This is a genomic window from Ruegeria sp. K7, from assembly GCF_056531785.1.
The window spans coordinates 1-26,374 of sequence record NZ_JBQFMJ010000027.1; the positions used below are offsets into that span (position 1 = coordinate 1).

24 protein-coding genes and 1 pseudogene are annotated in these 26,374 nt (G+C 54.9%); 10 read left to right on the top strand and 15 right to left on the bottom strand.

Annotated elements, in window-relative coordinates:
* Positions 1 to 764 precede the first annotated feature (764 nt).
* The 8 genes from ACR0FE_RS22765 to ACR0FE_RS22800 are packed head-to-tail and all read right to left on the bottom strand — an operon-like array spanning position 765 to position 8,238.
* Entirely contained in the window at positions 765 to 1,592 is an 828-nt protein-coding gene (locus ACR0FE_RS22765; RefSeq protein WP_480915447.1) for a citryl-CoA lyase, read from the bottom strand.
* Positions 1,589 to 2,785: a CaiB/BaiF CoA transferase family protein gene (locus ACR0FE_RS22770; protein ID WP_480915448.1), complete on the bottom strand. Its 1,197-nt coding sequence runs from the start codon at positions 2,783 to 2,785 to the stop codon at positions 1,589 to 1,591. The genes ACR0FE_RS22765 and ACR0FE_RS22770 overlap by 4 nt, the downstream gene beginning before the upstream one ends.
* The gene (locus ACR0FE_RS22775) at positions 2,785 to 4,230 is read right to left on the bottom strand and encodes an aldehyde dehydrogenase family protein (protein WP_480915450.1); all 1,446 of its coding nucleotides are present in this window, start codon (positions 4,228 to 4,230) and stop codon (positions 2,785 to 2,787) included. The genes ACR0FE_RS22770 and ACR0FE_RS22775 overlap by 1 nt, the downstream gene beginning before the upstream one ends.
* The gene (locus ACR0FE_RS22780; RefSeq protein ID WP_170775362.1) at positions 4,227 to 4,922 is read right to left on the bottom strand and encodes a hypothetical protein; all 696 of its coding nucleotides are present in this window, start codon (positions 4,920 to 4,922) and stop codon (positions 4,227 to 4,229) included. The genes ACR0FE_RS22775 and ACR0FE_RS22780 overlap by 4 nt, the downstream gene beginning before the upstream one ends.
* On the bottom strand, positions 4,919 to 5,929 hold the full coding sequence (locus ACR0FE_RS22785) for an agmatinase family protein (protein ID WP_170775361.1): 1,011 nt from the start codon (positions 5,927 to 5,929) through the stop codon (positions 4,919 to 4,921). Before ACR0FE_RS22785 ends, ACR0FE_RS22780 begins: the two co-directional genes overlap by 4 nt.
* Positions 5,926 to 6,801 carry an arginase family protein gene (locus ACR0FE_RS22790; protein ID WP_170775359.1) on the bottom strand — a complete coding sequence of 292 codons (876 nt, stop codon included), beginning with the start codon at positions 6,799 to 6,801 and terminating at the stop codon, positions 5,926 to 5,928. The genes ACR0FE_RS22785 and ACR0FE_RS22790 overlap by 4 nt, the downstream gene beginning before the upstream one ends.
* Complete coding sequence (locus tag ACR0FE_RS22795) at positions 6,801 to 7,475, bottom strand: arginase family protein (RefSeq protein ID WP_170775358.1); 675 nt, start codon at positions 7,473 to 7,475, stop codon at positions 6,801 to 6,803. The genes ACR0FE_RS22790 and ACR0FE_RS22795 overlap by 1 nt, the downstream gene beginning before the upstream one ends.
* On the bottom strand, positions 7,468 to 8,238 hold the full coding sequence (locus ACR0FE_RS22800; RefSeq protein ID WP_480915453.1) for an arginase family protein: 771 nt from the start codon (positions 8,236 to 8,238) through the stop codon (positions 7,468 to 7,470). Before ACR0FE_RS22800 ends, ACR0FE_RS22795 begins: the two co-directional genes overlap by 8 nt.
* An 85-nt stretch (positions 8,239 to 8,323) precedes the next feature.
* Between ACR0FE_RS22800 and ACR0FE_RS22805 the strand changes: the two genes are divergently transcribed.
* Entirely contained in the window at positions 8,324 to 9,031 is a 708-nt protein-coding gene (locus tag ACR0FE_RS22805) for an IclR family transcriptional regulator (RefSeq protein WP_170417827.1), read from the top strand.
* Positions 9,032 to 9,039: 8 nt separating this feature from the next.
* Here the strand turns inward: ACR0FE_RS22805 and ACR0FE_RS22810 are convergent, their stop codons facing one another.
* The 4 genes from ACR0FE_RS22810 to ACR0FE_RS22825 are packed head-to-tail and all read right to left on the bottom strand — an operon-like array spanning position 9,040 to position 12,960.
* Positions 9,040 to 9,843 (bottom strand): ABC transporter permease, encoded by an 804-nt coding sequence (locus ACR0FE_RS22810; protein WP_170417829.1) that lies wholly within the window; start codon positions 9,841 to 9,843, stop codon positions 9,040 to 9,042.
* Positions 9,844 to 9,853: 10 nt separating this feature from the next.
* Complete coding sequence (locus tag ACR0FE_RS22815; protein WP_170775351.1) at positions 9,854 to 10,756, bottom strand: ABC transporter permease; 903 nt, start codon at positions 10,754 to 10,756, stop codon at positions 9,854 to 9,856.
* Entirely contained in the window at positions 10,753 to 11,841 is a 1,089-nt protein-coding gene (locus tag ACR0FE_RS22820; protein WP_170775349.1) for an ABC transporter ATP-binding protein, read from the bottom strand. The genes ACR0FE_RS22815 and ACR0FE_RS22820 overlap by 4 nt, the downstream gene beginning before the upstream one ends.
* A 60-nt stretch (positions 11,842 to 11,901) precedes the next feature.
* On the bottom strand, positions 11,902 to 12,960 hold the full coding sequence (locus tag ACR0FE_RS22825) for an ABC transporter substrate-binding protein (RefSeq protein WP_480915456.1): 1,059 nt from the start codon (positions 12,958 to 12,960) through the stop codon (positions 11,902 to 11,904).
* A 428-nt stretch (positions 12,961 to 13,388) separates the two neighbouring features.
* On the opposite strand from ACR0FE_RS22825, the pseudogene ACR0FE_RS22830 reads away from it, so the two are divergent.
* From ACR0FE_RS22830 to ACR0FE_RS22850, 5 genes and pseudogenes are all read left to right on the top strand, one after another.
* Positions 13,389 to 13,661, top strand: a pseudogene (locus tag ACR0FE_RS22830) (helix-turn-helix domain-containing protein); the annotation flags it as partial.
* Between the two features lie 344 nt (positions 13,662 to 14,005).
* Complete coding sequence (locus ACR0FE_RS22835; protein WP_480915457.1) at positions 14,006 to 15,214, top strand: linear amide C-N hydrolase; 1,209 nt, start codon at positions 14,006 to 14,008, stop codon at positions 15,212 to 15,214.
* 314 nt (positions 15,215 to 15,528) lie between these two features.
* Complete coding sequence (locus ACR0FE_RS22840) at positions 15,529 to 17,091, top strand: arylsulfatase (protein WP_170443616.1); 1,563 nt, start codon at positions 15,529 to 15,531, stop codon at positions 17,089 to 17,091.
* Between the two features lie 126 nt (positions 17,092 to 17,217).
* Entirely contained in the window at positions 17,218 to 17,592 is a 375-nt protein-coding gene (locus tag ACR0FE_RS22845; RefSeq protein ID WP_170382456.1) for a DUF4345 domain-containing protein, read from the top strand.
* Between the two features lie 16 nt (positions 17,593 to 17,608).
* On the top strand, positions 17,609 to 18,466 hold the full coding sequence (locus ACR0FE_RS22850) for a DUF302 domain-containing protein (RefSeq protein WP_170617466.1): 858 nt from the start codon (positions 17,609 to 17,611) through the stop codon (positions 18,464 to 18,466).
* A gap of 428 nt (positions 18,467 to 18,894) precedes the next feature.
* Here ACR0FE_RS22850 and ACR0FE_RS22855 read toward each other — a convergent pair whose 3' ends face one another.
* A complete protein-coding gene (locus ACR0FE_RS22855) occupies positions 18,895 to 19,893 on the bottom strand; it encodes an AraC family transcriptional regulator (protein ID WP_170666162.1) in 999 nt (332 codons plus the stop codon).
* The gene (locus ACR0FE_RS22860) at positions 19,890 to 20,096 is read right to left on the bottom strand and encodes a hypothetical protein (protein ID WP_170817140.1); all 207 of its coding nucleotides are present in this window, start codon (positions 20,094 to 20,096) and stop codon (positions 19,890 to 19,892) included. The genes ACR0FE_RS22855 and ACR0FE_RS22860 overlap by 4 nt, the downstream gene beginning before the upstream one ends.
* Before the next feature lie 29 nt (positions 20,097 to 20,125).
* Here ACR0FE_RS22860 and ACR0FE_RS22865 point away from each other — a divergent pair, with 29 nt between their 5' ends.
* The 4 genes from ACR0FE_RS22865 (at position 20,126) to ACR0FE_RS22880 (ending at position 25,615) form a co-directional block, all read left to right on the top strand.
* Positions 20,126 to 21,190 (top strand): aspartate/glutamate racemase family protein, encoded by a 1,065-nt coding sequence (locus tag ACR0FE_RS22865; RefSeq protein ID WP_170537956.1) that lies wholly within the window; start codon positions 20,126 to 20,128, stop codon positions 21,188 to 21,190.
* A gap of 58 nt (positions 21,191 to 21,248) precedes the next feature.
* Positions 21,249 to 22,559 (top strand): carbohydrate porin, encoded by a 1,311-nt coding sequence (locus tag ACR0FE_RS22870; RefSeq protein ID WP_480915461.1) that lies wholly within the window; start codon positions 21,249 to 21,251, stop codon positions 22,557 to 22,559.
* Positions 22,560 to 22,933: 374 nt separating this feature from the next.
* Complete coding sequence (locus tag ACR0FE_RS22875) at positions 22,934 to 24,892, top strand: DUF2075 domain-containing protein (RefSeq protein WP_480915463.1); 1,959 nt, start codon at positions 22,934 to 22,936, stop codon at positions 24,890 to 24,892.
* A gap of 69 nt (positions 24,893 to 24,961) precedes the next feature.
* Complete coding sequence (locus ACR0FE_RS22880) at positions 24,962 to 25,615, top strand: thermonuclease family protein (RefSeq protein ID WP_480915465.1); 654 nt, start codon at positions 24,962 to 24,964, stop codon at positions 25,613 to 25,615.
* A gap of 265 nt (positions 25,616 to 25,880) precedes the next feature.
* On the opposite strand, the gene ACR0FE_RS22885 is transcribed toward ACR0FE_RS22880, so the two are convergent.
* Positions 25,881 to 26,255 carry a hypothetical protein gene (locus ACR0FE_RS22885; RefSeq protein WP_480915467.1) on the bottom strand — a complete coding sequence of 125 codons (375 nt, stop codon included), beginning with the start codon at positions 26,253 to 26,255 and terminating at the stop codon, positions 25,881 to 25,883.
* Positions 26,256 to 26,374 lie beyond the last annotated feature (119 nt).

Consider the following 26,374-nt stretch of genomic DNA (forward strand, 5'->3'; position numbering starts at 1 on the left):
GCCTCCAATCCCGATGAAGAATCGGTAAAAGCCACGCTTGGCACTTCGGACGACGGAAGCCTTTATGCCGACGGCCAGGAGGACGATGATGTTGATGGAGAAGCGGAGGGAGCAAATCAAACCCCGGATGAAGAGCCGGAAGACGAATTTGCAAGCAACGGATAGATGTAATGTAAGAGGCCTCAGAGCGGGAATTTAGACGCCTTCTTTGATATTGCCAGCCTCCAGTTGGATTGAACCCGATTTATGCATTAGGTGCCACTATCGCTACTAAGTGGACAACCTAAAACACAACTTCCGCGAAACAACCATGTTCGCTTTGGGCTCTTCTTCGACATCTGAGCGGTTCGGTCAGATGTCAGCTAAGCCGCGTACAGAAGCCCTTCAAGACGACGGAACCGAGGTGCGGGGTCCGCTTCAGTGCCTTAACGACCGCTCCTGCCAAGAAACGGCCGTTCGCTGCTACAGCTTCAAAGGTCTGGGATGCGGACCAAGTGTGAATTCGCCGCGCTTGTCCCAATGGCAGCTCGGTGCGCTTCGCTGACGTCAGAACAAGCGTGAAAATGTATCGATTCTCGCTTGAATTGAAATACCTTCAAAGACAACACCAAAGAAGTGAATCTTTGTTCAGACTAACATGTTGGGTCTGCTTCTAGGGGGGGATGCCCAATGACCGAGACCGGCAAAACAGTCCACACGCCAGTGGCGCTTCAATGCCAAGTTCGGTGTGAATTTAGGCGTTCGCACCATCAATGGTCATCGGGTTAGCGCTCCGATTTGACACCAATATATTCCGGCAGATAACGCGGCGGCATTGGCCCCTTGTTCCGCCCGCCCTGTTGAATCTGTTCCCAGCCATGAGACAAGACGCCAACCGAGCGAGAAAGACAGAACAATCCCCGGGAAAGCGGTGCCGGGAACCCCAATTCGCAAAAGATAACAGCCGTGGCCCCATCGATATTCATCGCGATATCGGCACCGCGCTTACGTCCGATTTCCGTCTGTATAGCTTCACCGATATCGGCAAATCGCCCATCTACAGTGCCTGACATCGCGGCCTCGCGTACCAACGCCATCAACCGCGGTGCGCGGGGATCGACGGGCTTGTGGAAACGGTGGCCAAAACCCGAGACGATCTTGCCATTTTCCTCACACCAGGCGGCGATACCGTCGCGGACGGCAACTTCCTGTTCAGCGCCGTCATCCATCCGTTTGGCGACGTCGAAATAAAGCTCGGCGCATTGTTCACCGGCGCCGCCATGCACGTCACCCAACATGTTGACCCCGGTGGCCATGACGTTGTTGAGCCCCAGCCCACAGGTCGCGGCCATACGGGCTGCGGCTATCGATGGCGCCTGCGGACCATGATCCACGCCCGCCACCAGCGCGCATTCAAAAAGCGCCGCCTGTTCTGGCGTGGGCAAATCGCCGCGCACCATGAGCCAGATCATCTGAGCAAAGCTGACGTTTCCGATCAGGTCCTGGATCGGGTGGCCGCGAAAGGCGATCCGCCCCGGAGCCATGTCGATAATTTCGGTGCGCCACCAGTGGCAAATGGCATCGGCGTCATTGCGTCCTTCGGGGTCCGTCATATCGCGCCATCCTTTGCCAGTTTTTCAATGTCTTCCGGTGAAAGACCTAACTCGCTCCAGATTTGAGAGTTGTGCTGCCCCAATGTGGGCGGTGGTGCATCGACGGTGGGCGCGCTGCCGTCCAATTTGATCCCGGTCGTGGCAACCTGAATGTCGCGTCCGACGCCGGGGACGTTTTCAAACTGGTCGAGGAAACCGCGGTCTGCAACCTGCGGCATTTCCAATACTTCCGGCACTGTCAAAACCGCTCCTGATGGCACACCAATGCTATTGAGTTCTTTGGCCCACTCGCGCGGTGACCGGGTCTTCAACACGGTCTCCAGCTCAGTTTTCAGAGCCAGCCTGTTACGTTTGCGATCCTCGCGCGTGGCATATTCAGGGCGTTCGCACAGCGCGACCAATCCCAGGTGGTCGGTCAGAAGCTCCCATTGTTGATCTTTGTTGGCGGCGATGTTGATCAACCCGCCCTTCGCCTCAAACGCACCTGAAGGCGCCGAAGTGGGGTTTTCATTGCCATTGGCGGTCGGATTGACGCCGGCGATCAGATAGTTCGACACCACCCAGCCCATTGTCGCCAGCACCGATTCCAGCATCGACACATCAATGAAGGTGCCGCGCGGATTGGCGTTCAGGGCGGATGAAATCGCAAAGGCTGCGGTGATGCCCCCCACAGTGTCTGCCACCGGATATCCAACGCGCAGCGGCGCGCTGTCGCTATCCCCGGTGATCGACATCACACCCGAGGTTCCCTGTATGATCTGGTCATAAGCCGGGCGGCGTATCCACGGGCCCTCTTGGCCAAAGCCGGAGATAGCACAATAGATGAGGGTCGGATTGGCCTCTTTCAGGGTCTCGTAGCCCACGCCGAGGCGCGTCATGACGCCGGGCCGGAAGTTTTCCACCACGACATCTGCAGTTTCGACCAGTTTCAGAAAAATCTCTCGACCCCGTGGGTTCTTGAGGTTGACCGTGACCGATTTCTTGCCCGCGTTCTGGGCGAGAAAGGACACGCCCATGTTGACCTTGTTCAGCTCTGGGTCGGCCCCCAGTTGGCGGGCGAGATCGCCCCGACCGACGGCTTCGACCTTGATAACCTCGGCACCCAGATGCGCCAGATGATGACAACAAAACGGACCGGCAAGGACATTGGTCAGATCAAGAACACGAATGCCCTTCAAAGGTGTCTGCGACATTATCCGCGCCCCGCGTGTACAACCTTGGCTGTGGTGAAAAACTCGCGGCAATAGCTGCCTTTTTCCGGCGCGCCATAAGATGATCCTTTTCTGCCCGTAAAGGGTGCGTGAAAATCCATGCCGGCGGTGGGGAGATTGACTTGTATCATGCCTGCTTCGGCGTTCTGCGAGAAGTGGTCGATTTTGGCGGTATCTCGCGTGACAATGCCTGCGGACAATCCAAATTCGCAGTCGTTGGACGTGGCCAGGGCGGCGTCGTAATCCGGCACGCGTAACACGGCGGCGATGGGCCCAAAGATTTCGTCTCGTGCCACGGCTGCGTCGGGTGACACATTCGTAAACAACGCAGGCGCAAAGTAATGGCCGGTTGTTTTGGATTTGACCTCGCCACCACCTGCGGCAAGCGTTGCACCGTCATCCACAGCCTGAGACACGTATCGTTTGTCGATGGCGAGCTGCGCTTCACTGGCGACCGGACCAATCTGGGTTTCCGGAGCGCGCGCATCACCGATCCGAAGGTCTTTCATTGCTGCGCAAAGACGGTCAACAAATGCGTCGTGAATGCCCTCGGTCACAATCAGGCGGGAAGACGCTGTGCAGCGTTGTCCGGTTGAGAAAAAGCTGCCCTGAACGGCGCAGTGCACCGCCAGATCCAGATCGGCGTCATCCAGCACGATCAAGGGGTTCTTCCCCCCCATCTCCAGCTGCATTTTCGCTCCTCGCGCAAACAGCGCCGCCCCCATATGGCGACCGACGGGTGTGGAACCGGTGAATGTGACCCCGGACACCTTGGGGTGCGTAACGATTGCCTCCCCAACCTCACGGCCTTTTCCCATCACAAGGTTGAACACCCCCTCGGGCAGGCCCGCACGGGCAATAATATCGGACAACATCCATGCCGATCCGGGCACCAGTTCGGCAGGTTTGAACACAACCGTATTGCCATGGGCCAGAGCGGGCGCGATTTTCCATGCGGGGATCGCCAGTGGGAAGTTCCAGGGCGTGATTACGCCCACAACGCCGATTGGCTCGCGTACAACATTTAGCGACACACCTTCGCGCAGAGATTGGTAGGTGTCGCCGGTCGCACGATACGCCTCAGCCGCGAAATATTTGAACAAATGCCCGGCGCGATGCGCTTCGGCCTTGGCTTCGGGCAAGGTTTTGCCCTCTTCGCGGGCCAGCATATCGCCCAGCTCGTCTACACGGGCGAGGATTTCCGACCCGATCCGGTCGAGCGCTTCGAACCGGACCAGAGGCGATGTCTTGCGCCAATTCGGCAGGGCCGCGGCCGCGGCCTCGATTGCGTCAACCGTTTGATCGGCGCTGGCCCGAGCATACTCACCGATTGTGTCGTTCAAGTCAGACGGGTTGATATTGGGGGCCGCGTCGCTGCCAGCAACCCATGATCCGGCGATATAGTTGGGAAAGGGGTTTACAGTCATAGCGCTTCCTCAAGAACTGGTCGCCACCCGATATCTTCATGCCGGTGGTCCACAGTATTCACGTAAAAATAGGTCGGGCCATGATAGCCCCTGCACACCCGCCCATCGGCCCGGCTGGCAACCGGTTCGGCGGTCCAGCTGACCGCGCCGAACCAGTTCCACAAACGGTTATGAGGCGAGGTCAGATGATCCGGGCAAAGCGGTGCTGTACTATTGGCCGGGTCCGGCTGCGGAGCGTTCAACGCCCCGCTGCCCCCCACCAGCGCATCCCATTCATTGGGGCGCGTCGCCCCCTGAAAAGGGTCACTACAGGGCGTATCCCCCCCCGTAAGCAACCGGCAGCGAAACAGGCGTCCATCAATCGACAGCTCTGTGCCATGGACATACCCCGCATCATCCAGATCCTGCCAGCTGACGCGGCTCATAAGCATCCGGTCGGCGACCATCAGTCTTTTTCCACCGTCCCCAAATAGATGCCAGTTCAGGCGCAGGCTCGGGTCTTTGGGACTGTCGGTGAGCGCCCAGTTGTCCCAATTCGGGTCGCGTTCAAATTCCGGTAGGTTCCCGGGTTGCAGGCCCTTGTAAGGGCAAAGCGCTGACAGGTCCGTGATCCAGGGCCGTGTCGCGGGCGCAAGTGTTTTTCCTGCATGGGAAAACCCACCCAGCCGCTCTGTTCCTTTGTAGTCCATCATTGCTCTGTCACCGCCCCGGTCACAGGTTGTGTGCGGAAGCGACGCAGGATCCGGAACAACATTTCTGCAGCCAGAAATTCGGTACGCTCCGACGGATCAAGCGGAGGAGACACCTCAACAATATCCAGTCCACCCAACGGGGCCTCGGCCAGCCCATCCAGCAGATCGAAATACTGACGCGGTGTAATACCGCTATGAACGATTGAGCCGGTGCCGGGGAGGTAGCCAGCGTCCATCGCATCGATGTCGATTGACAGATACAGTTCGTCACAGCCCTTCATGGCATGCTCCAACGCCTGACGAATTGCCTCTGCCGTCCCCAATTTATGTACGTCGCCAGCCGAAAACACCCGACCGCCCTGCTCTTCGATCAAGGCGAGTTCACCGCTGTCGACCCAACCGGTGATCCCGACCCAAACCATATTGGACACGTCGACATTGGGCAGTTCGGAAATCCGACGGGCATTGGTTGCGTGGTTATGGCTGCCCCACGCGCCAAGCCGGTCAGAGAAATCCAGATGACCGTCGATCTGGATATACCCAAAACGTGCATTTGGTGCGCGTTTGGCCAACCCACGGGAATAGCCAAGGCAGGCCGGGAAGCTATTATAGTGATCACCGCCCAGTGCCAGAGGGATCGCCCCTCCAACGCTCAGCGCCTCGGTCATTGCGGCAATGGCCTCGGTGGTTGCGTCTACATCCTCAGGGGTGATCACTGCATCCCCGCAATCCACGAGCCAGTCGCTGGCCGTTGCGCTTCTTTGGCCCGTATCTGGATCAAAACTGACCCCCTGCGGTCGCATGGATTGCAATACCGTCGTTGCCTTACGCAGCGCCTCGGGACCAAACCTGGTTCCGAGCCGGCTTGAATGTGTCCAATCGCTGGGCATACCCACCACACCGATTTGGCCCGGACGGACGTCGGCGGCATCGAGCAGAGGCCCATCAAACAGCCGATACCCCGGTTGCGCCAGAGGCGGGCGAAATGTCGTTATCGCTGCAGTCATGTCAGTACTTTTTCCTTGGAAGTTTGGCGGCGCGGAAGATCAATCCCAAAGCCGAGGCGCGCATAGATAAACGCCAGAAGAGCCGTGACCATCAGGCGTTGGCCAACCTTCACGACACCCATTCCGGGACGGTTCGGATTCAGACCGGTCAACATAATGGCGCTGACCTCGTGCCGTCCCAAAAGCTCAAGCCATTGCACCACCGTCGCAAGATCGCAGCCCCCCAAACGGGGCCGATCACAAAGCGCACTGAGCGATGTTTCAAACACCGAGAGATCAAACCTAACAAACAACGGCTTTGATGGATCCCGCCACTCTGAAAACGCGGCACGCTGCGCGGCAGTATCTCTATTTACCGGCGTGGTCGTTCCATTCGGCAAGGGCGCAATATGAAAATCGCGCGCATCGGCTGGTGTACCGCCAAGCTGCACTGTCTGACAATGAGGGAGCGCGCTCCGCGCCGTCTCGGACATGCGATCTGATCCGCCCAAAAAGATTGCACAGGCGCCATTGTCGCTGATCTGACGCATGGCCGCCTTCAAGGCCGCGTGGATCGCATCTTCGGACCCCGGTGCAATATCTCCGAGATCACAAAGCCGCTCGTGCAGGCCATCGGTACTGATATCCTGACGCGCATCGATATCTACGGGGTGACTGAATTGTGGATTTGCGTGCCAACCGAAATAGACCGAGGTTTCGCGTAATGCACGCGGCGCCAGAGATTGCCCTGCATGAGGTGCGTTTGTATCTTCAAACGGGATGCCCAGTACGGCCAGATCTCCAGACCGGACGTCGCCGATTGCTTTGGTCTGAGAGCGCATGAACGACAGATGCCCTGCCATGCGCGGCAACGGGGCCGAACGTAGAGGCATCAGCCTGCTCCTTTCTCAAGACGAGCTGTGACCGCTTGCAGGATCGCCAGTGCAGCGCGGGTTTCAGCCTTGCCACGGTTGTCCAGTTCCGGGGCAAGCCCAAAAACCGCAGCCGCGATGATATCGCCCGGGGTGGCGTCAATTTGCGCGATCATTTGTGCTGGTGACATTCCCGTCAGGCGATGCGGGTGCGATACCCATTTGCCCGCAAGCTCTTGTAAATCCACAGACAGGATGACCGGTTGGGTGCGGGGCAAATGGCTCACTGCGCCGCCATTGACCCCAATGATGGGAACATCCGCACCTGTGACCTGTCTTGCGGCGACGTCAAGCGCTTCCAAACCGCTGGAATCGCCGCCTACCAACACCATGCGGGCACCGGTTTCAAGAACCGATTCACATTGCGAGGCAACTGCGAGAAAATGCTTGTCAGGTTCTAGCGGAAAGACATTCACGTCCCCAAGGTCAATTGCATTCGCGGGTGTTACTGTGGGGCAGGACGCATACCGAAGCTGGCGCGCGAGATAGCGTTGCCCTGCCGATGGTCGGGCGAGATTGTCACAAAAATAGCCTGCAATCGCGACCTGACCGGGCACGAGATCTTCCAGATCGCCAATGGATGCGCCCAAAAAACTGGGGATCGCGTCAAACTGTATTTGCGCCGCTTCACTCATTGTGCAACGCCGCGTTCAGGGTTTCGATCGCCGCCAGTTCCGACATTCCCCGGGTGTCGCGCGCAGGCGCAATGCCGGTGATCACAATCGCCTGCCATTTACAGGACATGGCACCAATGACGGAAACCAGCGTTTCAGGTTTCATCCCGCCGGGATTAAGGCCGACGCTGCCAGCTGCATGCCCCAGATCAATGACGGATATGTCGATCCACAAGACAGCGTGTTCGGGTATCTCAGAATAGTCGCTGCGCCCTTCATCCAAATGCCGCGCGGTGCGCCAATCCATCTTGCGCTGGCTGATCAGATCCCAGACACCAGCAGGCTGATCGCCGTTCAATCCCACCCAAATCGTGTTGGCTGTTCGCGTCGCGATATCACGCCGGGCCAACGGCATGGCCGCGACAACTGGCAGATCAGGCAAGGCCCCCAGCACACCCGAGGCGACATCAGACGCGCCACCCAAGACAACGGGTACAACACCGTGATCCACCATTTGCGTCACAAGTTGTTCCAACGCGGCAGGCCAATCCCCTGACAGGTCCAGATTGCCAAGATCCCGACCATCTACAGGCAGTCCGATCCCAAGTTGGGCAGTCATTTTGCGCAGCGCATCGGGTGCCAGAGAGGTGCCGGATCGGGGCCCGGTGTCAACTTCGCTCGGAACGCCCATAACCCCAACACAATCAGCCTTACATTGCGAATGATTGCCAAAAGGAAGGTCCGCATAACCAGTTGTTATCATTTGTTTCCGCGCGCTATTCATTGCCAGACGCCTTCGTTATTTGCGATTTCCAATTGCGCTCAAACCGGCTATAAAAAGCGACGGATTTGCGTCGAAAGGTCTGCCTATGCCCGACAAGCCCCGATCCCCTGACGCCAATGGTGGTGTCGAAGCGGTTGAGCGCGCATTGCGTGTGCTGGACATCTTTGAGCCGGGCGATGCAGGCCTCTCTTTGAAGGAAGTTGCGGACCGCAGCGGGGTCAACAAGGCGACAATTCTGCGTCTGAGCGTGTCGCTTGAAAAGTTTGGTCATATTACGCGAGACGCCGAGGGTCTGTTTCACCTCGGGCCGTCTTTGTGGCGTCTTGGATCCGTGTTTCGCCAAAACCTGCGGATGGGGCCAATTGTGCGACCGGTGCTTGCGAATCTGGTGAATGCGACCGGCGAAAGTGCGTCGTTTTACGTGCAACGCGGCAATTCCGGCGTGTGCCTCTACCGGGTCAATTCGCCAAGGCTTGCGCGAGATCACGTGCAGGAAGGCGAGATCATTCCGCTGAGCATGGGCTCTTCGGGTCAAGTGCTGGATGCTTATTCCATCCGGCAGGGAAAACAGGCGGCCAGCATCCGTAAGGCCGGGTATTATCTCAGCCTTGGTGAACGCGATCCTGACGTCGCCGGACTGTCGGTTCCTGTTCTTGGGTTCGAAGATGAATTGCTGGGCGCGATCAGCTTGTCCGGCCTGCGCGTCCGCTTCAATGACACAGCCGTCGAAAAGTATCGCGCGGCGGTCCTTGATGCCGCCCGCCAGATTCGGGTGGAGTTTGGCGAAAAATAGGACCCGCATCATTGTGCCTTGTCTTTCCGACGCCCGATCATCTGCACACCGATAAGCGCCGTGATGGACACGACAATCAGACAGGTCGAGATCGCCGCGATTGTCGGATCAAGCTGATCACGCAGTGAATTGAACATGCGCCGGGTGATTGTGGCGTTTTCCCCGCCCGAGACCAGCATCGAGATCACAACCTCGTCCAGCGACGTGATAAATGCCAGAAAAGCCCCTGTCTGGATCGAGAATTTCACCTGCGGTACGGTGATTGTCCACAATGCGTATGCACGGGACGCCCCTAAGCTGCGCGCTGCAAGCTCCTGATCGAAATCATAATTCTGCAATCCCGACATCACCGTCACGATCACGAATGGCAGCGCCAGCGCAGTATGGGCGATCACGATTCCGGTCAGTGTATAATTGAGCCCTAGCTTGGCATAGAGGCTGAACACTCCAACAGCGATCAGGATCACGGGCACGACAATCGGCATGATCACAAGGATCTGAGCCGCGCTCCTGATACGAGGCGCAGAGCAATGCAGACCATAGGCACAAAGTGAGCCCAGGGGCGTCGCGATTGCCGTGGTCAGCGCCGCTGCGATCAGCGAGGTTTTTGTGGCGCTCATCCATTCCGGTGACGTGACATAGGCCACGTACCAGCGAAACGAGAGCGATGTCGGCGGGAATTCCAGATAGGAGGCCCCCGAAAACGACATTGGAATCACAATTAGCGTGGGGAGGATCAGAAAGAACAGCACCGCGATGCCGACCACTGTCAGCCACAGGCCGTCGATTTTACGTTGTCCGACTTGTTCCATTTTCAGATCCTCAGCGCATAAACAGTTTGTCGAGCCCGAAGACACGGTTCATCAGCCAGATCATCGCCAGCGCAAGCAACAGCAGGACCACGCCCAGGGCTGATGCGGCCCCCCAGTTCGAATAGACTGTGATGGTGCTTTCGATACGCTGCGCCAGCATCTGAACCCGGCCACCGCCCAGCAAAGCCGGTGTGACAAAGAACCCAAGCGACAGGATGAAAACCAGCACGATGCCGGCAAAAAGGCCCGGCAGGGACATTGGGAAAAATACCCGCCAAAAGGCCCCGCGCGGGCTGGAGCCAAGCCCCACGGCGGCCCGGACCAGGTCGCCGTCAATATTGCGCATAGTGGCGTAGAGCGGCAGAACCAAAAATGGCAGCATGATATGCACCATGCCAATGATGGAGCCGGTCAGATTGTGCGCCAGTTGCAGCGGTTCTTCGATAATGCCAAGTGACATCAGCGACGAATTGATGATCCCATTGCGCTGCAAAAGCACCAGCCACGCATAGGTCCGCACCAGAACCGAGGTCCAGAACGGGACCAGCACAAACACCATCAGAATGGCCGCTGTTTTGTTCGGCATCTTTGTCAGCCAGTAGCACAGCGGGTAGCCGAGAAGGACGCAAATCACCGTCACGGCAATGCTGATCTGAAACGTGACGACAAAGGTTCGCCGATAGAGAGCACTATTAAAGATGCGCGCGTAATTTTCCGTGCTCAGTTCGCCTGCCGCATTGAAAAACGACAGCGAAGACAGCCAGAAAATCGGCAGGAAGACGACGATCAAGATCGTCAAAACCGCAGGCATCGAAAGCCCAAGAAACGTCAGTTTTTCGCGGCGTTCTTCGGATTTGAGCGTGCTGGCATTCTGAAGAGTCCCAGCACCTTCATACGTCTCGGCGATACTCATGCCACATGTTCCGGTACGATGATCGTATCTTCGGGATGCAGGGCAAGGCCGATTTGCTCTCCCTTCGACGGCAACCCGGTTTGGCCCGCGCGATTGGCAGGCACACGCACATTGATCTGACCAGCGCTGTCGTGCTGAACGATCACTAGAACGCTGTCGCCCTGATAAATGATGTCATGCACTTGGCCGGACAGGTCATTGGCGGCGTCTGGCACCGCGCCTGTTGTGACTTCCAGCAACTCGGGCCGGATGATCAGACGATGGCCTCCGCTGCCCAGCGCAATAGGCGTATTGGATTTCAGAACGCGCTCGCCAAGCTGCGCCGTGTCATTCGCTACACTAACCGGCAGGGAAATGGATTCCCCGATAAAATCCGCCACAAAGAAACTATGCGGCTGGCGATAGAGCCGCTCAGGCGTCGCGATCTGTTCGATCCGCCCATGATTGACCACTGCAATCCGGTCCGACATCGTCAGGGCTTCGCGCTGGTCATGGGTCACGTAAACGACAGTTGCATCCAGCTTTTCATGCAGCGCCTTCAATTCGATTTGCATATGTTCGCGCAACTTCTTGTCGAGCGCTGACAACGGCTCATCCATCAGAATGATCTGCGGCTCAAAAACCATGGCGCGGGCAAGGGCCACGCGCTGTCTTTGTCCCCCGGATAATTGCGTGATGCGCCGGTCGCCATAACCGCCCAGCTGCACGGTCTCCAGCGCGCGCTCGGCGCGGGCCTTCTGATCGCTTTTGGACACCCCGCGAATTTTCAACGGATAAGCCACGTTTTCTGCGACCGTCATGAACGGAAACAACGCATAGCTTTGGAACACCATGCCAAGGCCGCGCTTGTGGGGCGGCGTTGCAATCATTTCCTGTTCGCCAAACCGGATCGACCCGCCATCAGGACGCACAAATCCGGCCAGGGCCATCAAAAGCGTCGTCTTGCCAGAGCCTGATGGCCCCAGCAATGTCAGGAACTCGCCCGCGGCGATGTTCAAAGACACGTCATTCAGCGCTTTGACCGATCCGTAGGCCTTGCACAGGTTGGATATATCGATGGGAAGGGAGTGGGCTGCAGGTGACATGGGGGCTCCTAACCTGACAAAAATGGGCGCAGCACAAGATATGCCGCGCCCAGATATTTTTTACTGCTGGATCAGCGTGTCAAACTCTTCGGTCAACTCGCCCAGCTGGCCGATGTAAAAGTTCGGATCGACCAGAAGCTGCTTGCCATAGTTGTCGGGATGTGTGTTGACCTTCACCGCCATCTCATCCGAGATTATCCCGGTGCCGAAGGCACCCGAATTCACCGGACCCAACGGCATGGTCACCGCCAGCCGCGCCTGTGCTTCGGCGCTCAGCAATTCGTTGATAAGGCGCATCGCGTTGTCTTTATTCGGAGCCCCCTTGGGAACCAACAAGCAGTCCACGTCCATCGTGCCGCCATCAAAGGCATAGGCCACATCAATGCCCGACGCGATCACGCTTTCTACGCGGTTATGGCCCATATGGATCACGTCCACTTCGCCGTCACGCAGCAACTGTGCCGATTGCGACCCGCCGCGATACCAAACGGTAACTTCGGGGGCAATCTCACCCAGCTTGTCCCATGCGCGCGCCTTGCCCTCATTCGTGGCCAACCTGTCATAGATCTCGGCCATCGGCACACCATCCGCCATGAGCGCGGCTTCGAGGTTATAGTTCACCTTGCCGTGCATACCGCGCTTGCCGGGGAAGTTTTCCAGATCCCAGAACTCTGCCCAATTGGACGGGCCATTGTCGCCAAATGCATCCTTGCGATAGGCAATCACCTTGGTGAAGTTGATGAAGCCGATGTAATTGTCATGGATCAGCTCTTTCGGAATGCCTGTGGTGTCAACAATCGAATAGTCGATCGGCTCAAGGCTGCCTTCCCGGCTCAGGGTTTCACACGAAGGCAAATCCTGTTCTGTAACGTCCCATGCAACGGCACCCGCCGTGATCTGCGCGCGCACGTCCTGAATGCCGTTTGTCGTATCTTCCTTGACAGTGATTTTCAGCGCACCGGCGGCAGGTTCCAGCATGGCTGAGCGCAAGGCATCCTGAAACGAGCCTCCCCAGGACGCAAACACGACCTCTCCCTCGGCAAAGGCAGGCGAAGCAATGGCCAGGCCACCTGCCACTAGCGCCGTGGCGAGCTTCAGTTTTTGGTTATCTTTCATCATGTCAGGCTCCTCCCGAACTGTTGGTTGGTTTGTGGCTTCGCGACATGCGCGGCTCCACATAATCATTCGCAATCGTTTCATCTAGCAAAACGTCATTTCATTTTTACTAGAGCTGATGTTGGAATTGGTCAAGGATTCTTTTGCCCCGTAGGATTCACACTCCCGTTTCCTGAGCATCAGAGCCTGGAAAATCTCGCAATTCGCGCATTGGTGCAGCATTCATCTGGGTTCGATCTTGCACATATGGCGTCTGAAGCGATCTTCGTCTGACCCGAAGTTAACTGCCACCGATTGAAGCATTTGGGGGAACGTGCGGACCGCAAACTCTCACTCGCTTTGCGTTGATCCGCGAATTTGAGTGGCAGCTTCTTGACAGTATGCGCCAATTGATCCTGACGACAGAATTGGTCAATTTGGGCTCGAAGCGGACGCTCACGGGCAAATTGATGCTGACAGTTCTCGGCGGCATAGCAGAGTTCGAACGAGAAATCATGTTGGAACGTCAGCGGGAGGGTATCGCAAAGGCCAAGGCTGCCGGGAAGTACAAGGGGCGGAAGCCGACCGCCATGGCCCGGTCCAAAGAAGTTTTAAAGATGCATTCAGAGGGCGCTGGGGCTACTGAGATTGCCAAGGTGCTGGGCATAGGCCGAGCGTCCGTCTATCGCATCCTGTCCCTTGAGAAGAACACCGAGCCCTTATAACTGAAATGCCTTTGACCGACTTCATCCAGTTCTTCGAGGCTAGGTGAACTCAAGTTCACTGATGTCACATTTCGACCGAAAGACGGTAAGCGGACCTTCAACAAATGCCGGACTAGGGTCCCATTCGCGGGACTTTGCGGCCATCCGCGTTTTTCTCTAAAGGGCCACAGGCAGCCCTAAGCGGGCATTCGTAATAAGACTTTGCAATTCCCGCGATGCGGACTTTGCAGCCGTCCGCATTTTTAGTCCAAAGGACCGCAGTCAGCCCAAACCAGACATTCAGAGTCGGACTTTGCAAAGTCCGACGGAAGGAATAGGCGGACTTTCTTGCCTATTTGAAGATCATGCAAACTTCATTCAACTTGAGAACCGGTGTGGTAGCTTGGTCGAGCGAGTTCATGAGATCAGATCAGTCCAATTGGAGTACGACCATGCGTCATATCGAGCTATTTCGGATATTACCAAAAGCGACCATAGCCTTTGTGGCTTCAGTATCGATGGCCTGGGGATGCACTGGCATCATGTTGACAGGGCAGGATGGAAGCATCGTTCGCGCAAGGACCGCCGAATGGGGGCCGTTCGATCTTGAGACAAAGATCAACATTATTCCGCGAGGTTTCACTTATACCGCAGGCGAAATGCCAGATGAGCGAGACGGAGCAAACTGGACCGGCCGATTTGGAATGGTCGGTATCAGCATGTTGGATCATGGGGCTCCCGCAGATGGCATCAACGAAGCTGGGTTGACCGCCGGGTTGTTTTATCTGCCCGGCTTCACCGAGTATCAGGAGTACGACCCTGACCTTTCCGGCAACACGATTCCCGGCGATTTGCTAGCCAGCTATGTCCTTTCCCAATTTGAGACAGTTGAAGAGGCTGCCACCGGGTTGGCGAATGTCCGTGTTGTCGGGGTCGTAGATGAGACTCTCGGATTTCCCTTCCCATTTCATATGTTGGTTGCTGACCGGTTCGGCGGAAGGATCGTTGTCGAGTACATTGACGGTGAACTGACGATTTTCGATGCTCCGCTTGGCGTGATCACCAATTCGCCAAACTACGATTGGCACATGACGAACCTTAACAACTACGTAAACCTGTCGGCCCTTGGGCTTCCGGAAGTTGAGGCAAGTGGCGTTACTTTCGCGCCCCTTGGCGCTGGGAGTGGAATGATAGGGCTGCCAGGCGACTTCACACCCCCATCCCGGTTCGTCCGCGCAGTCGCCTTTTCTCAGACGGCGCGGGAGACGCAAGGTGGCTATGACACCGTGCGCGAGGCGTTTCGCATTCTGGATAATTTCAACATTCCGGCCGATGCAGCGGAGGGCGCTCAAGACGATGTGCAGTCGGACGACCTGCTTTACAGCGCAACTCAGATCACGACCGCTGCGGACTCCCTCAACCTCGTCTACTACTATCACACGATGTACGACAGAACGGTGCATATGGTCGATATGAAGCAGATTGACTTCGGAGCTATGGGAGACGAGATGATCGTCTTTGAAACCAGCGGTGATCGCGAACCAACGTTAGTCGATGTGACCCCAACGAACTGACGTTTTACCACGTGGGCCGTGGCGGCATCACCGCTGGCTGCGGCCCAATAAAACTTCGGAATGGAGGGTTTACCGCTCCAGCGAATTACCGGCGCTAGGCTCGAAGCCGCGTTCACCACTGTTCGCACTAGTGACTGGAGGCAGCCCGAAGCGGACCTTCACTATGAGCTTTACACCCTCTGAGATGCGGACTTTGCGGCCGAAGAAATTTCTTGCACCAAGGTGCTGAGCCCAAAAAGTTAACAAATCAGACCGTTCCTCTAAGCCGATGTTTTTCCTATGGTTGGTAAGTAGTACCAAGCCGGGAGGTCTTAATGAACAAGCTTATCTCAGTAACGGGTGCCGTCTGCTTTGCTTTCACTGGAGCTTGGGCCGACGAACATACCCCGCCCAACATTCTTGTCATCATGGCAGATGACGTAGGTTGGGCGAGCGTCGGCGTTTACCACGGAGGTGTCAAAAGCATCGAGACGCCGAACTTGGATCGTCTCTCGTCAGAGGGTGCTCGTCTCACAGATTATTATGCCGAGCCAAGTTGTACTGCCGGTCGATCAGCTTTCATGACCGGACAATTGCCAATACGGACTGGTATGCACACGGTTGGACTGCCGGGTGATCCGATAGGTTTAAACCCAGATGACCCAACGCTTCCGATGTTCCTGAAAAAGTTGGGGTATACGACGGGACAGTTTGGAAAAAACCACCTAGGCGACCTCAATGAGTTCCTACCGACTACAAAAGGTTTCGACGAGTATTGGGGTTGGCTCTACCACCTGAATGCTATGGAATATACGTCTGATCCGGATTGGCCAGACGACCCAGAATTCAACGCGCAATTTGCGCCTCGCAACATCATTCATTCATTTGCAACAGAGGAAGTAGACGAAACAGTCGACCCGCGATTTGGAAAAGTCGGGAAGCAGCGCATTATTGATGACGGGCCTGCGCCTCCTGAGCGCCAAAAGACTTTGGATGACGAAGTGACATCTTACACGAAGGACTTCATTTCTCGTGCAGTAGAGTCGGACACTCCGTTTTTTGTCTGGATGGCTCCAGCCCGTGCACACGTCTGGACCCACCTCAGCCCCGAATACGAAGCTATGTTGGGCAATGGGCGCGGACTTCAGGATGTTGTCATGAAGGAGTTGGACAACAACGTTGGTAACGTTCTCAGCCACCTTGAGGATCTGGGAGTTGCCGATAATACCATAGTGATGTTCACCGCCGACAATGGCCCAGAAACACTGACGTGGCCCGATGGCGGTACGACGCCGTTTCATGGGGAAAAGGGTACTACCTGGGAAGGTGGCTTCAGGGTTCCCGCGATTATTCGCTGGCCGGGCAAAATTCCTGAAGGACAGGTTTTGAACGGTATCTTCAGCGGAATGGATTGGATGCCAACACTTGTAGCCGCGGCGGGAGGCCCCACAGACTTAAGAGAAAAGCTCCTAGATGGTTATGAAGGGTACAAAGTACACTTGGATGGCTACAACCAACTATCTTACTTGACCGGTGAGGACGAAGAGAGCAATCGCCGCGAGCTGATTTACTATCAGGGTACGGACCTCCAAGCAGTACGCTACAACGATTGGAAAGCGCACTTTGTCGTTCAAAACCACGGCTGGTCAGGCCCGAAGGAAGAACTGGTCGCCCCCTTGCTTTTCAACCTCCGCCGCGATCCCTACGAAAAAGCTGCGGAGGAAAGCGGTATGTACGTCCGCTGGATGGGTGAGAAAATGTGGGCATTCGGCCCAGCCGCCCGGTTAGTGCAGGCACATCTCGCTACTTTCGAGGAGTTCCCTCCGCGCGGGAAGCCGGTCGCCAATCAAGACCATGTTGAAGAACAAACATCAACCGAAGGCGGCATCTCTCAGTAGAGGAAGCTAGGCAACCAATACGCCTTTCCCACCGCAGCGTGGGCATCCGGCTCGGATCATCGGATGCCCAAAATAACCGACTAGGAATCTCGCAAAAAGCGAAACCTCTACGAGACGGAGTCCTCCATGAGTGCTAGATTGGTCCTTCTGCTTGCTGCCGTCGGCCTCATGCCAATCGCGTTATCATACGGTCTGATGCCAAGCAGTTCGATCCCAGTTTTGCTGGGATTTTCGGTGGAAGGAACGAACCAGACGCATGTCTTCCGTGCGATTATGGGACTTTACCTGGCAAACGCTTTGTTTTGGTTAGCGGCCGTGGTGAAACCAGATCTACAACGACCGGCGCTTTGGGTTCTTTTTTTGTTTATGTCGGGACTGGCCGTTGGACGCATACTAAGCATTCTTATCGATGGAGTTCCGAACGGGATACTTCTCTTTTACCTTGCGGCCGAGATAGCTTTTGCAGCTCTGGCGGCGGTTTCACTGAAAAAAGCACGATGAAACAGGAAGTGAAAAGATGCTGAGGTTTTTCTTTGTTCTCTCGATGATTGCAACTTCATCAATTTCGACATCGGCTCTTGCACAATCGTCATCTGCCCAGAGTGCGGTGGACGAAAACTTCTTAGTGCTTGAGACTGCCGTTGAAGAAGCGGGAGCTACGCCAATCGCATCGATAGATCACGCGCGACTGGCCAAAGTCGAAGGTGTAGAAATGCCAGCGTCTCGTGTGCTCCTTTTCTCTGATCCAGAGATAAACACGCCCATTCTGAAAGAGAACGTGCGAGCAGGTCTGGACCTTCCTTTTCGCGTTCTTTCCTTCGATCAGGATGGTCGTCCACAGATCGCCTACACAGACTCTCAATTTCTCAAAGTCCGGCATGGGCTCACGGACGCTTCTTCGTTGAGTGCGTTTCAGAGCAAGATGCTCGAAGTTCTAAACGACTTGGATGCAACATCAGCGCCGACCAACGGATTGTTTGCCGACTACGGGATCATCGAACTGCAAACTCTGCTCAGCGTACCAGAGGCAGTCGAACGTCTCAGGACAGCTGTCATGGGGCAGGACGATACTGTCTGGTTCGGTGAAATCGATTTTGCGACCGAAGCGTCCCAACTGGGGGTGGACCTGCCGGAGGCGGTACTTTTACTGTTCGGCGGACCAGCACCCGGTGGCGTGGCTATGGCGGGCTTTCCGGCAATTGGTTTGGATGCCTTTTGCCAAAAACTATTGGTTTACGCGAATGAAGAAGGCGGCTCCGTAGTCATTTTCAATGACATCGCTGCTTTGGCTGAGTTGCACTACGGTTCTTCAGCCGAACCTCATCACGGTTTGAACAAACGGCTTACCGCAACATTTCAAAACGCAATAGAGTAGCCGCTGATAGGAAACCGCAATAGAAACCCTATACCGATTGGCCATCTTTTCGTTGTCCACTTTGGGCTCGCAGTCGACCTTCGCTGGTTCCCGTGCCTATGTCTGGAGGCAGCCCTAGCCGGACATTCCAAACTGAACTTTGCAAATCCCGACAAGCGGACAATGCTGCCGTCGGATGCCGAACGAAAATGACCGCTCGCAGCCCAAACCGGACATTCGCCCTAGACTGTGCAGTTTCGTAGAGCGCAACAAACCTGCCGTTCAACGGCCTCGCGTCAATGCGAGCAAGGTAACTTGAAGCCGTCACTGTTCTGAACGGCTAATCAGCTTAGCACTGACCTTCAATATCCCGAGCCGACTATTTGTCTTTCGGACTGAACGACCTCTTCCTGCTCGATCTTGTCCTAGTTTGCAATCAGTAAGGGCACCTAGTTTTCACGCTGCTTTTTTAGGTCACTCGGTGCCTTACCTGTCCAGCCACGAAAGGCATGAGCGAAACTGGTTGCGTCGGAATACCCTAGCACCTCTGCGACTTCTGCAACGCTGGCCTTCTGCTGAGAAAGAAGCATTTCTGCATGTTCACATTTCAATTCAGCAATCAACTTGCCCAAGCTTGTGCCTTCCTTGCGAAGTTTACGTGACAGTTGCTGCTCTGAAAGACCACAGATACCTGCGGCAATTTCATTGTTTAATGGCTGCACGCCAATGTGTGGTTTGAGAGCTTCTCGAACACTGACAATTACTCGCTTCGGAGGTAGCGACGTGCCAGATCGTTCAATTGGCCCTTTGAAAAAGTCATCGGAAGAAAATGGCTCCGTTAGCCAGATTGCTGGGAAAGCGACGCGATGCCCCCGTCGATCTCCAGCCAAAACCGAACATCCAAGAAATTCGGACGGAAGTGCGTTTGGGTCGCTTATTGTGACCATCACGTCATCGGGGTTCCATTTTTCGCCGATGGATCGCTTAATAATTTCTCCGAACATCGCTGCAAAGAAACCATCTATCTGAGCTGGTACGAACGGTGTGTCGTAGTATCTGCGACCAAACAGGAAGCCTGATTTTCCGCTTACATCCAAGTGATGCTCGGTGGAACTCGAATGATCAGTTGCCACCACAACCAGTTTGGTGAGGAACGATCCCAATGTAACAGCGCAATCTGCGGCCTCAATCAAGGGAGGCCACTTTGATCCTGCTATCATTTTGCCGATCCTTGCCAAAAAGAATGGGTCTTCAGCTGCGGAAGCTGCCTCCTCAAAGAACTGGTACATGACGATTGCATGAACGAATATCTCCGGATCATCGAAGGACTCTCGGGCCAAACCAATCCGCGTGAGTAATTCGTCAGAGCAATCATAAACGGCGTCCAGCGCGGAAAGCGCTGGCTTACCCGTTGAAAGCCGGATCAGGGGTTGCGTTGGGCCGCTCATGCCTGATCCTCGAAATATGCAAGGTCCATGATCCACATAGCCATTATGACATCAGAATAGGATTTATTGTCGCCGCCCTGATGATTTCCGTCAATAATCGCATCGCCTTGATCGAAATCGTCAGACTGAAAACGATCAGAACTGTCAGAGTGAACCCCATAAAATGTCTCGTTGCGGCTAACGCCAGCAACCCATTCCGACACCGCGCTATTCGCCAAATGGAGGGCTCACTGTGACCGAGAATCCCAACAACGACAGCGACAAAAAAGTTCGCTTCCAAGAAATCAATGAGACCCCCGACGCGGATATTCGACCAGACGATGGGGCACCAAGTTCGCTCATCCGGCGCGATATTCTTAAGGCGGGAAGCGCCGCTGCGCTAGCTGCTGGGTTTGTCGCCGCTACCCGTGACGCTCAAGCACAAGCGCTCTATACCCCAGACCCACCGGCAGAGGCACCCGACTGGTACACCACCCCATCCGAACAATTGTCGCCACCGGCAGAACGTACGAGTGACTACTATGTTCCAGAGTTCACCGCTGGCAAAGACGCCAATATTGACTGGTGGTTCGGCAGGAATGTAGGGGGTGTAACAATTGGCCTTATTCAGGCACGAGCGTATTTGCCGATGGCGCCGGGCAACATGGGCAATGCAACAACATTCGATTTTCCGATGTTGTACCGGGAAGCCGTTCCCCCAAATGTCTATGACATTCTTGCCCCCGTTCCGACCGAGTCTTTTACTGCTGAAATGGTTAAGGCCGCGAAGTGGCTGGAGCTTCAAGGCGTTCGTGCGATCATGGCGAACTGTGGGTTCTACGGAACTTACCAACAAGCAATCGCCGAGCAAATCGATACGCCTCTTTTCTCCTCCAGCCTACTCCAACTGCCTGCCATGATTGCGAGTTTACCGCCACGTTCAAAAGTTGGCATCGTGACTGCCAATGGCGAGGCTCTTGCTGCTTCACCGGCGATTGAGAACTGTGGCGTCACCCCCCAGCAGAAAGCGGAGCGGCTCGTTATCCAAGGCCTAGAGAATGGTCCAGAAATGCAAAACGTGCTGCAACTCACCGGTAGTTACAACATGCTCGCGCTTGAGAACGAGATCGTGGAAGGCGCAAAGGCCCTGGTTGCCAGTAACCCGGAAGTTAAGTGTATCCTTTTGGAATGCACTGAACTGCCGCCCGCAGCTTACAAAGTGCAGGACGCAGTCCGCATGCCTGTCTGGGACTACACGACTTTAACTAAATGGGTCTACGAAGGAACGCTGCGCAAGCCTTTCCTCGGGATCATCTGATCAAAAAATGCCCCCGGCGGTCGATTTGGTCGTCGGGTACAAAAGCAGGTATCTGATCGTGACCGAACTATTGCGTACACAAGAGCCAAATTCGAAAAGTGCAAGTGTGGCTACCTCGCGCATTCTCACACTTCTAACTCTGTTCACACTTACTCTGTTAGCTTCACCTTTTGAATTGAGAGCGCAGGATGCTGGAAACACCACTGATTCAGCACCGATTATTCCAACTTCTCCTACCTCGGTAGAGGGAACGCTGGAGGAACTTGAAGCAACCAAAGAGGCCGAATTCGATTTTCCTGCAATCGATAGTGCGCTGAAACCGTGGTTGGATTGGAAAGCTCGTTTGGCCGAACGTTATGGCTTCAATCTGGGTTTTGACTACAGCTTCAACACTCAGTGGTCCGACAATTCTGTAGGCGAGACTCACGCAACTGGTGGGATTTTCCGGGCCTTCTTTTCGTGGGACCTGTTAAACCGACACGATCCCTCCAGAAAAGGTACTTTGGACTTCAGAGTTGAAAACCGCCACCGGATTGGTACAGCCTTGCCGCCAGAGGCGCTGGCAGCCAACTTTGGTTGGGTCGGAACGAGCGCACCGGATTGGTCTAATCAACAATGGGGGATCACGGTCTTGAAATGGCGTCAGCGATTAGACGCTGGCGATGCCCCAATTGAGGTCAATGTAGGCTACATGAGTGCCTTCTCGCAGTTCGACATTACGCCATACTCCGACAATCTTACGTCGTTCCAAAACAACAGCATTATCTTGAACCCTACTATTGGCTATCCGTCGGCCGGTTCGTTTGGAATCTCTGGGTACATCGGTATTCCACGCACCAATTTCTATGTTCTCGGCATGGTCATGGATGCCAATGGGCAATACGATAGCCTGAGCTTTGATACTCTTGGGGATGGCGACTACTTCAAAGCTCTTGAGTTTGGTTGGACCGATCAAAGCGTGTCCGATGCTTCGTTTTTATTTAACAACGTTCACGTAGCTCTTTGGCACACCGACGATGACAACTACGGTGTGGGGCTAACAGGGAGCTACACCTTCGAAGACTCGCGCATTGGAACTTTTGCCCGACTTGCATGGGCAAACGAAGATGCCAGCACACCGTACCAAAGATACGCAGCCGCTGGTATTACGAAGGGCGTTTTCCGAGCGAGTGAAGTGGGGCTTGGTGCCAGTTGGGGCCGCCCACCGAATTCAGATGAAGACCAGGTCGCAGTGGAAGCATTCTATCGCTGGCAGGTCGCTCAGAACTTCGCGATTACGCCAAGTATACAGTACTTGGATAATCCAGCATTTAACTCAAGCGACGGAGCCGTGACCGTTCTTGGATTACGAGCGCGACTGACATTTTGAATTGGTGAAGGCGCAGCATTCGGAAGTATGACCTCGGAAATTCCGAATGCACTCGCTCCATCCAGCTCTCAAGGCAACTGTAGATCGGGACGAGTTTTGCCAATGCCGTTCAGTGAATGATGGTCTGCTCTCGTGAAACGACTTGAACTTTGCAAAGTCCGCTTTCTGCGCATTGTTGACTTTGGTGTTCTAAGCAGCATCGGTTGATTTTGGGCTCTGAACGGCCATTTGCTGCAAATTGGACTAATGGCCGCTCCGAGTGTGAAGTGAACTTAAGTGCACCGACCTTTTAGCCCGCAACAAAGCAAGTGAATTACGAGGTAGAGCGTCGTTAAGCCGTTGCAATTTTGTAAAAAATCCTAAACCTGCGGGTAATGCAAAACTCCTACTACTCAGCCCCGATATCTGACTTCTTAGCTTGCCACGACAATGCTATTCTTGGCGAACTCACAAGGCGTCACCACCATGCCTTGGAACATGAGCAGCGCGGTGCGTGGCTATCTCAGATCGCCATTCTGAAGGCTCAGCTCGGCGGCAACCCGACGGGACACTTATTCCTTGAATTCTCAATTCCGCGAATGGGTAAACGCGCCGATGCAGTCATCATTCAGGGCGGCATCGTATTTGTGATTGAGTTCAAGGTCGGTTCAGAGAACTTCGATCAGCACGCCATCGATCAGGTGGAGGATTATGCGCTTGACCTAAAAAATTTCCATCTCGGCAGCCACGACCTGCCGATTGTGCCGGTGTTGATTGCGACCCGTGCGCAACGCAGCCCCTCAGAGCCGCTCTGGGCGGCTGATCTAGTGGCCAAGCCGGTGTTAGCCGGGGCAAATAGCCTAGCGTCTGTATTGGCTGCTGTGGCGCCCCCTGAAGCGCCCAAAGGCCACATAGATCCGATCAGCTGGCAGTCATCAGGTTACCGGCCGACGCCAACGATCATCGAGGCGGCAGAGGCTCTGTACCGCAGCCACGCCGTCGATGAGATATCGCGGTCAGATGCCAGTGCTAAGAATTTACAGGCAACTTCGGGTCGCATCGCTGAGGTGATTGAGGCATCTAAGCGAGATAGGCGTAAATCGATCTGTTTTATCACTGGAGTTCCTGGCGCAGGCAAAACCCTTGCTGGTCTAAACATCGCCGCCAAGCGTGCGGAACGGCACGAGGATGAACATGCTGTCTTTCTTTCTGGCAATGGACCATTGGTAGAAGTATTGCGTGAAGCACTGGCCAGGGATCAGGTCACGCGGGATGGAGTTCGGAAGGGCGACGCCCAACGCGCTGTCCGCCGCTTTGTTCAGAACATCCATCATTTCCGTGATCACTATCTTGCCAACTCAGATGTTCCATTCGAGAAGGTCGTGGTCTTCGATGAGGCGCAGCGCGCCTGGACCAGCGATCAAGCCACCCGCTTCATGCAAGGCCGCGGCCATGACGACTTCAACATGTCAGAGCCAGAGTTCCTCATTGGTGTGATGGATCGGCATACCGACTGGTGCACAATAGTCTGCCTGATTGGCGGCGGCCAAGAAATCAACACAGGCGAAGCTGGCCTCATGGAATGGTTGACGGCCTTACGATCCCAATATCCAAACTGGGATGTGCACGCTTCGTCATTGCTGGAGGATAGGCATTACACCGTCGACAATATGGCAGCAGACATGCTTCAGGCGCCGGAAATCCAAAAACACAACGATCTACATTTGTCTGTTTCGATGCGATCTTTTAGGGCCGAACGGCTTTCTTCGTTCGTAAGCCTCATCCTTGATGGTGATGTCATCGGCGCGCAAGACCAATTTGTGCACCTGATGAGTAGATACCCGATCGTTCTTACACGCGATTTGTCCGAAGCTCGGACGTGGCTTCGAAACAAAGCCCGCGGAACAGAACGATTTGGACTGGTTGCATCTTCTGGTGGGTACCGCCTGCGTCCGGAAGGTATACACGTTAAGGCAAAGATCGAACCGGCCAACTGGTTTTTGAACGATCGCTTCGACGTGCGTTCTAGTTTCTACCTAGAAGAGGTCGCGACGCAATTTGATATTCAGGGGCTTGAACTGGATTGGGCAGGCGTTTGCTGGGACGCGGACTTGCGTCGTGTGGATGATGAATGGAATTATCACGCATTCAAAGGTACACGCTGGCAGAGTGTTCGCGACGAAACGAAACGGCTATATCTTCTGAACGCTTACCGCGTACTTTTGACCCGCGCCCGACAGGGCATGGTGATTTTCGTACCAAAAGGAGATGTCGCCGACGTGACAAGACCACCAAACTTCTATGATGAGACATTTGCATTCCTCCAAAAGTGCGGCCTGAAAACAATTTCTTAAAACCAATGGTGACAGACCACTGAAAGAGTAATCTGAAATCATTACTGGATCCTTCGACATCATTTCCACATGCCGTTTTCGCAGCAAAAGCTTGATGAAATTCAGAAAGCCATAAGATTGGCCTTGGTTTCGACCGCCATCAGTGCAGGGGAGCGCAATTTTCTCCGTGACATGCAAGCAAAACTGAACCGCTTTGAGCGCAACACACGGCTTAGCAACAAGCAATACCGCCGCCTGATGCGCCTAATAAATTCTACCAACAATAAGTTTAGACCCGTTGGAACGCAGGGTCGCATGCCTCAATCAAGAAGATTCCAACGTCAACGGCGGCCAACAATTGGCAACTTCCTTGTGATAATCATTCTGCTTGGTCTAGCGGTTTACAAGGCGACAGAGCGTTTTCCAGAATACCTCGGGCCGATAGTAGCGATAACCGCGACCCAAACGATAAACGGCCAAGTAACCCACGTCCGAGACGGTGACACGATAGAAGTATCAGGTATTCCCATTCGCTTTGGTTCTCTGGATTGTGCTGAGGCGAAAACCGCGAAAGGCCGGCAGGCAACAGCGCGGATGCGTGAGTTGGTCACCGGGCAAAGGCTTACCTGCCACTTAAACGGACGTATTAGCTATGACCGGAAAATCGGAAGCTGCCGGATGGGTGACGGGCGCGATCTGGCCGCGATCCTTATTCGAGAAGGTTATTGTGGTCGGTATTGGTAAGCTCCGGTTTCCAGAATGTTAAGAACGGAAACCCTGCTTACTGCAAACGTGGAATGCTGCGACGCAACAAATGAACGCAATATACACCGGTGAAATCTTGAAGACTGGAACGTCATTGTCGACGTATTTTGCGCTAGTGCACCAAGGTTACTGAATCGGAAATTTTGTAAAGCCAGAGGCTTGGGAAAATTCATTTTATGATAACCCGAAAACCCGAAGCGACCTAGGTGAAATGCGTAAACCCGATGGCTACAAGTACTTGATTTCATGCCCCACTGTACCATTTGACAGTAATTTTTGTGGATACATCTTTGAGGGGGTTGAGCTCCTTTTCATCGATCTGAAAAACAGTACGAAGACTATCCAAGTCGTAGTCGTAATGATCCTTCACGGTGCCAACCATTGGCCCGCAAAAGGCAAACGCTTGAACCCACCCTTGGACCATGCTTTCGAACCGCAGGAAATCCTGCAGCCCTTCGATCCTAAGAAGCTTTGAATTTTCTTCTAAGGCCGCTGTAAGGCGCCCGTAGACCCGTTGTTTCTGTTTTCTGGCGCGGGCCGCAAATTCTTTGACGTTGGCTTCGGTTGGTTCAACTTCGAGTTCGCCTAATTTGGACCAAGAAACCCAACATCCTAACATCCTGAAGCCCTGCGAAATGTTGACGGCCTGTACTCATCAAGCACAGTCAGCATCTTGTAGCTCCGCCCACTGCTCAGCTTGTCATGGACAAAATCAATCGCCCAGACATGGTTGGGATG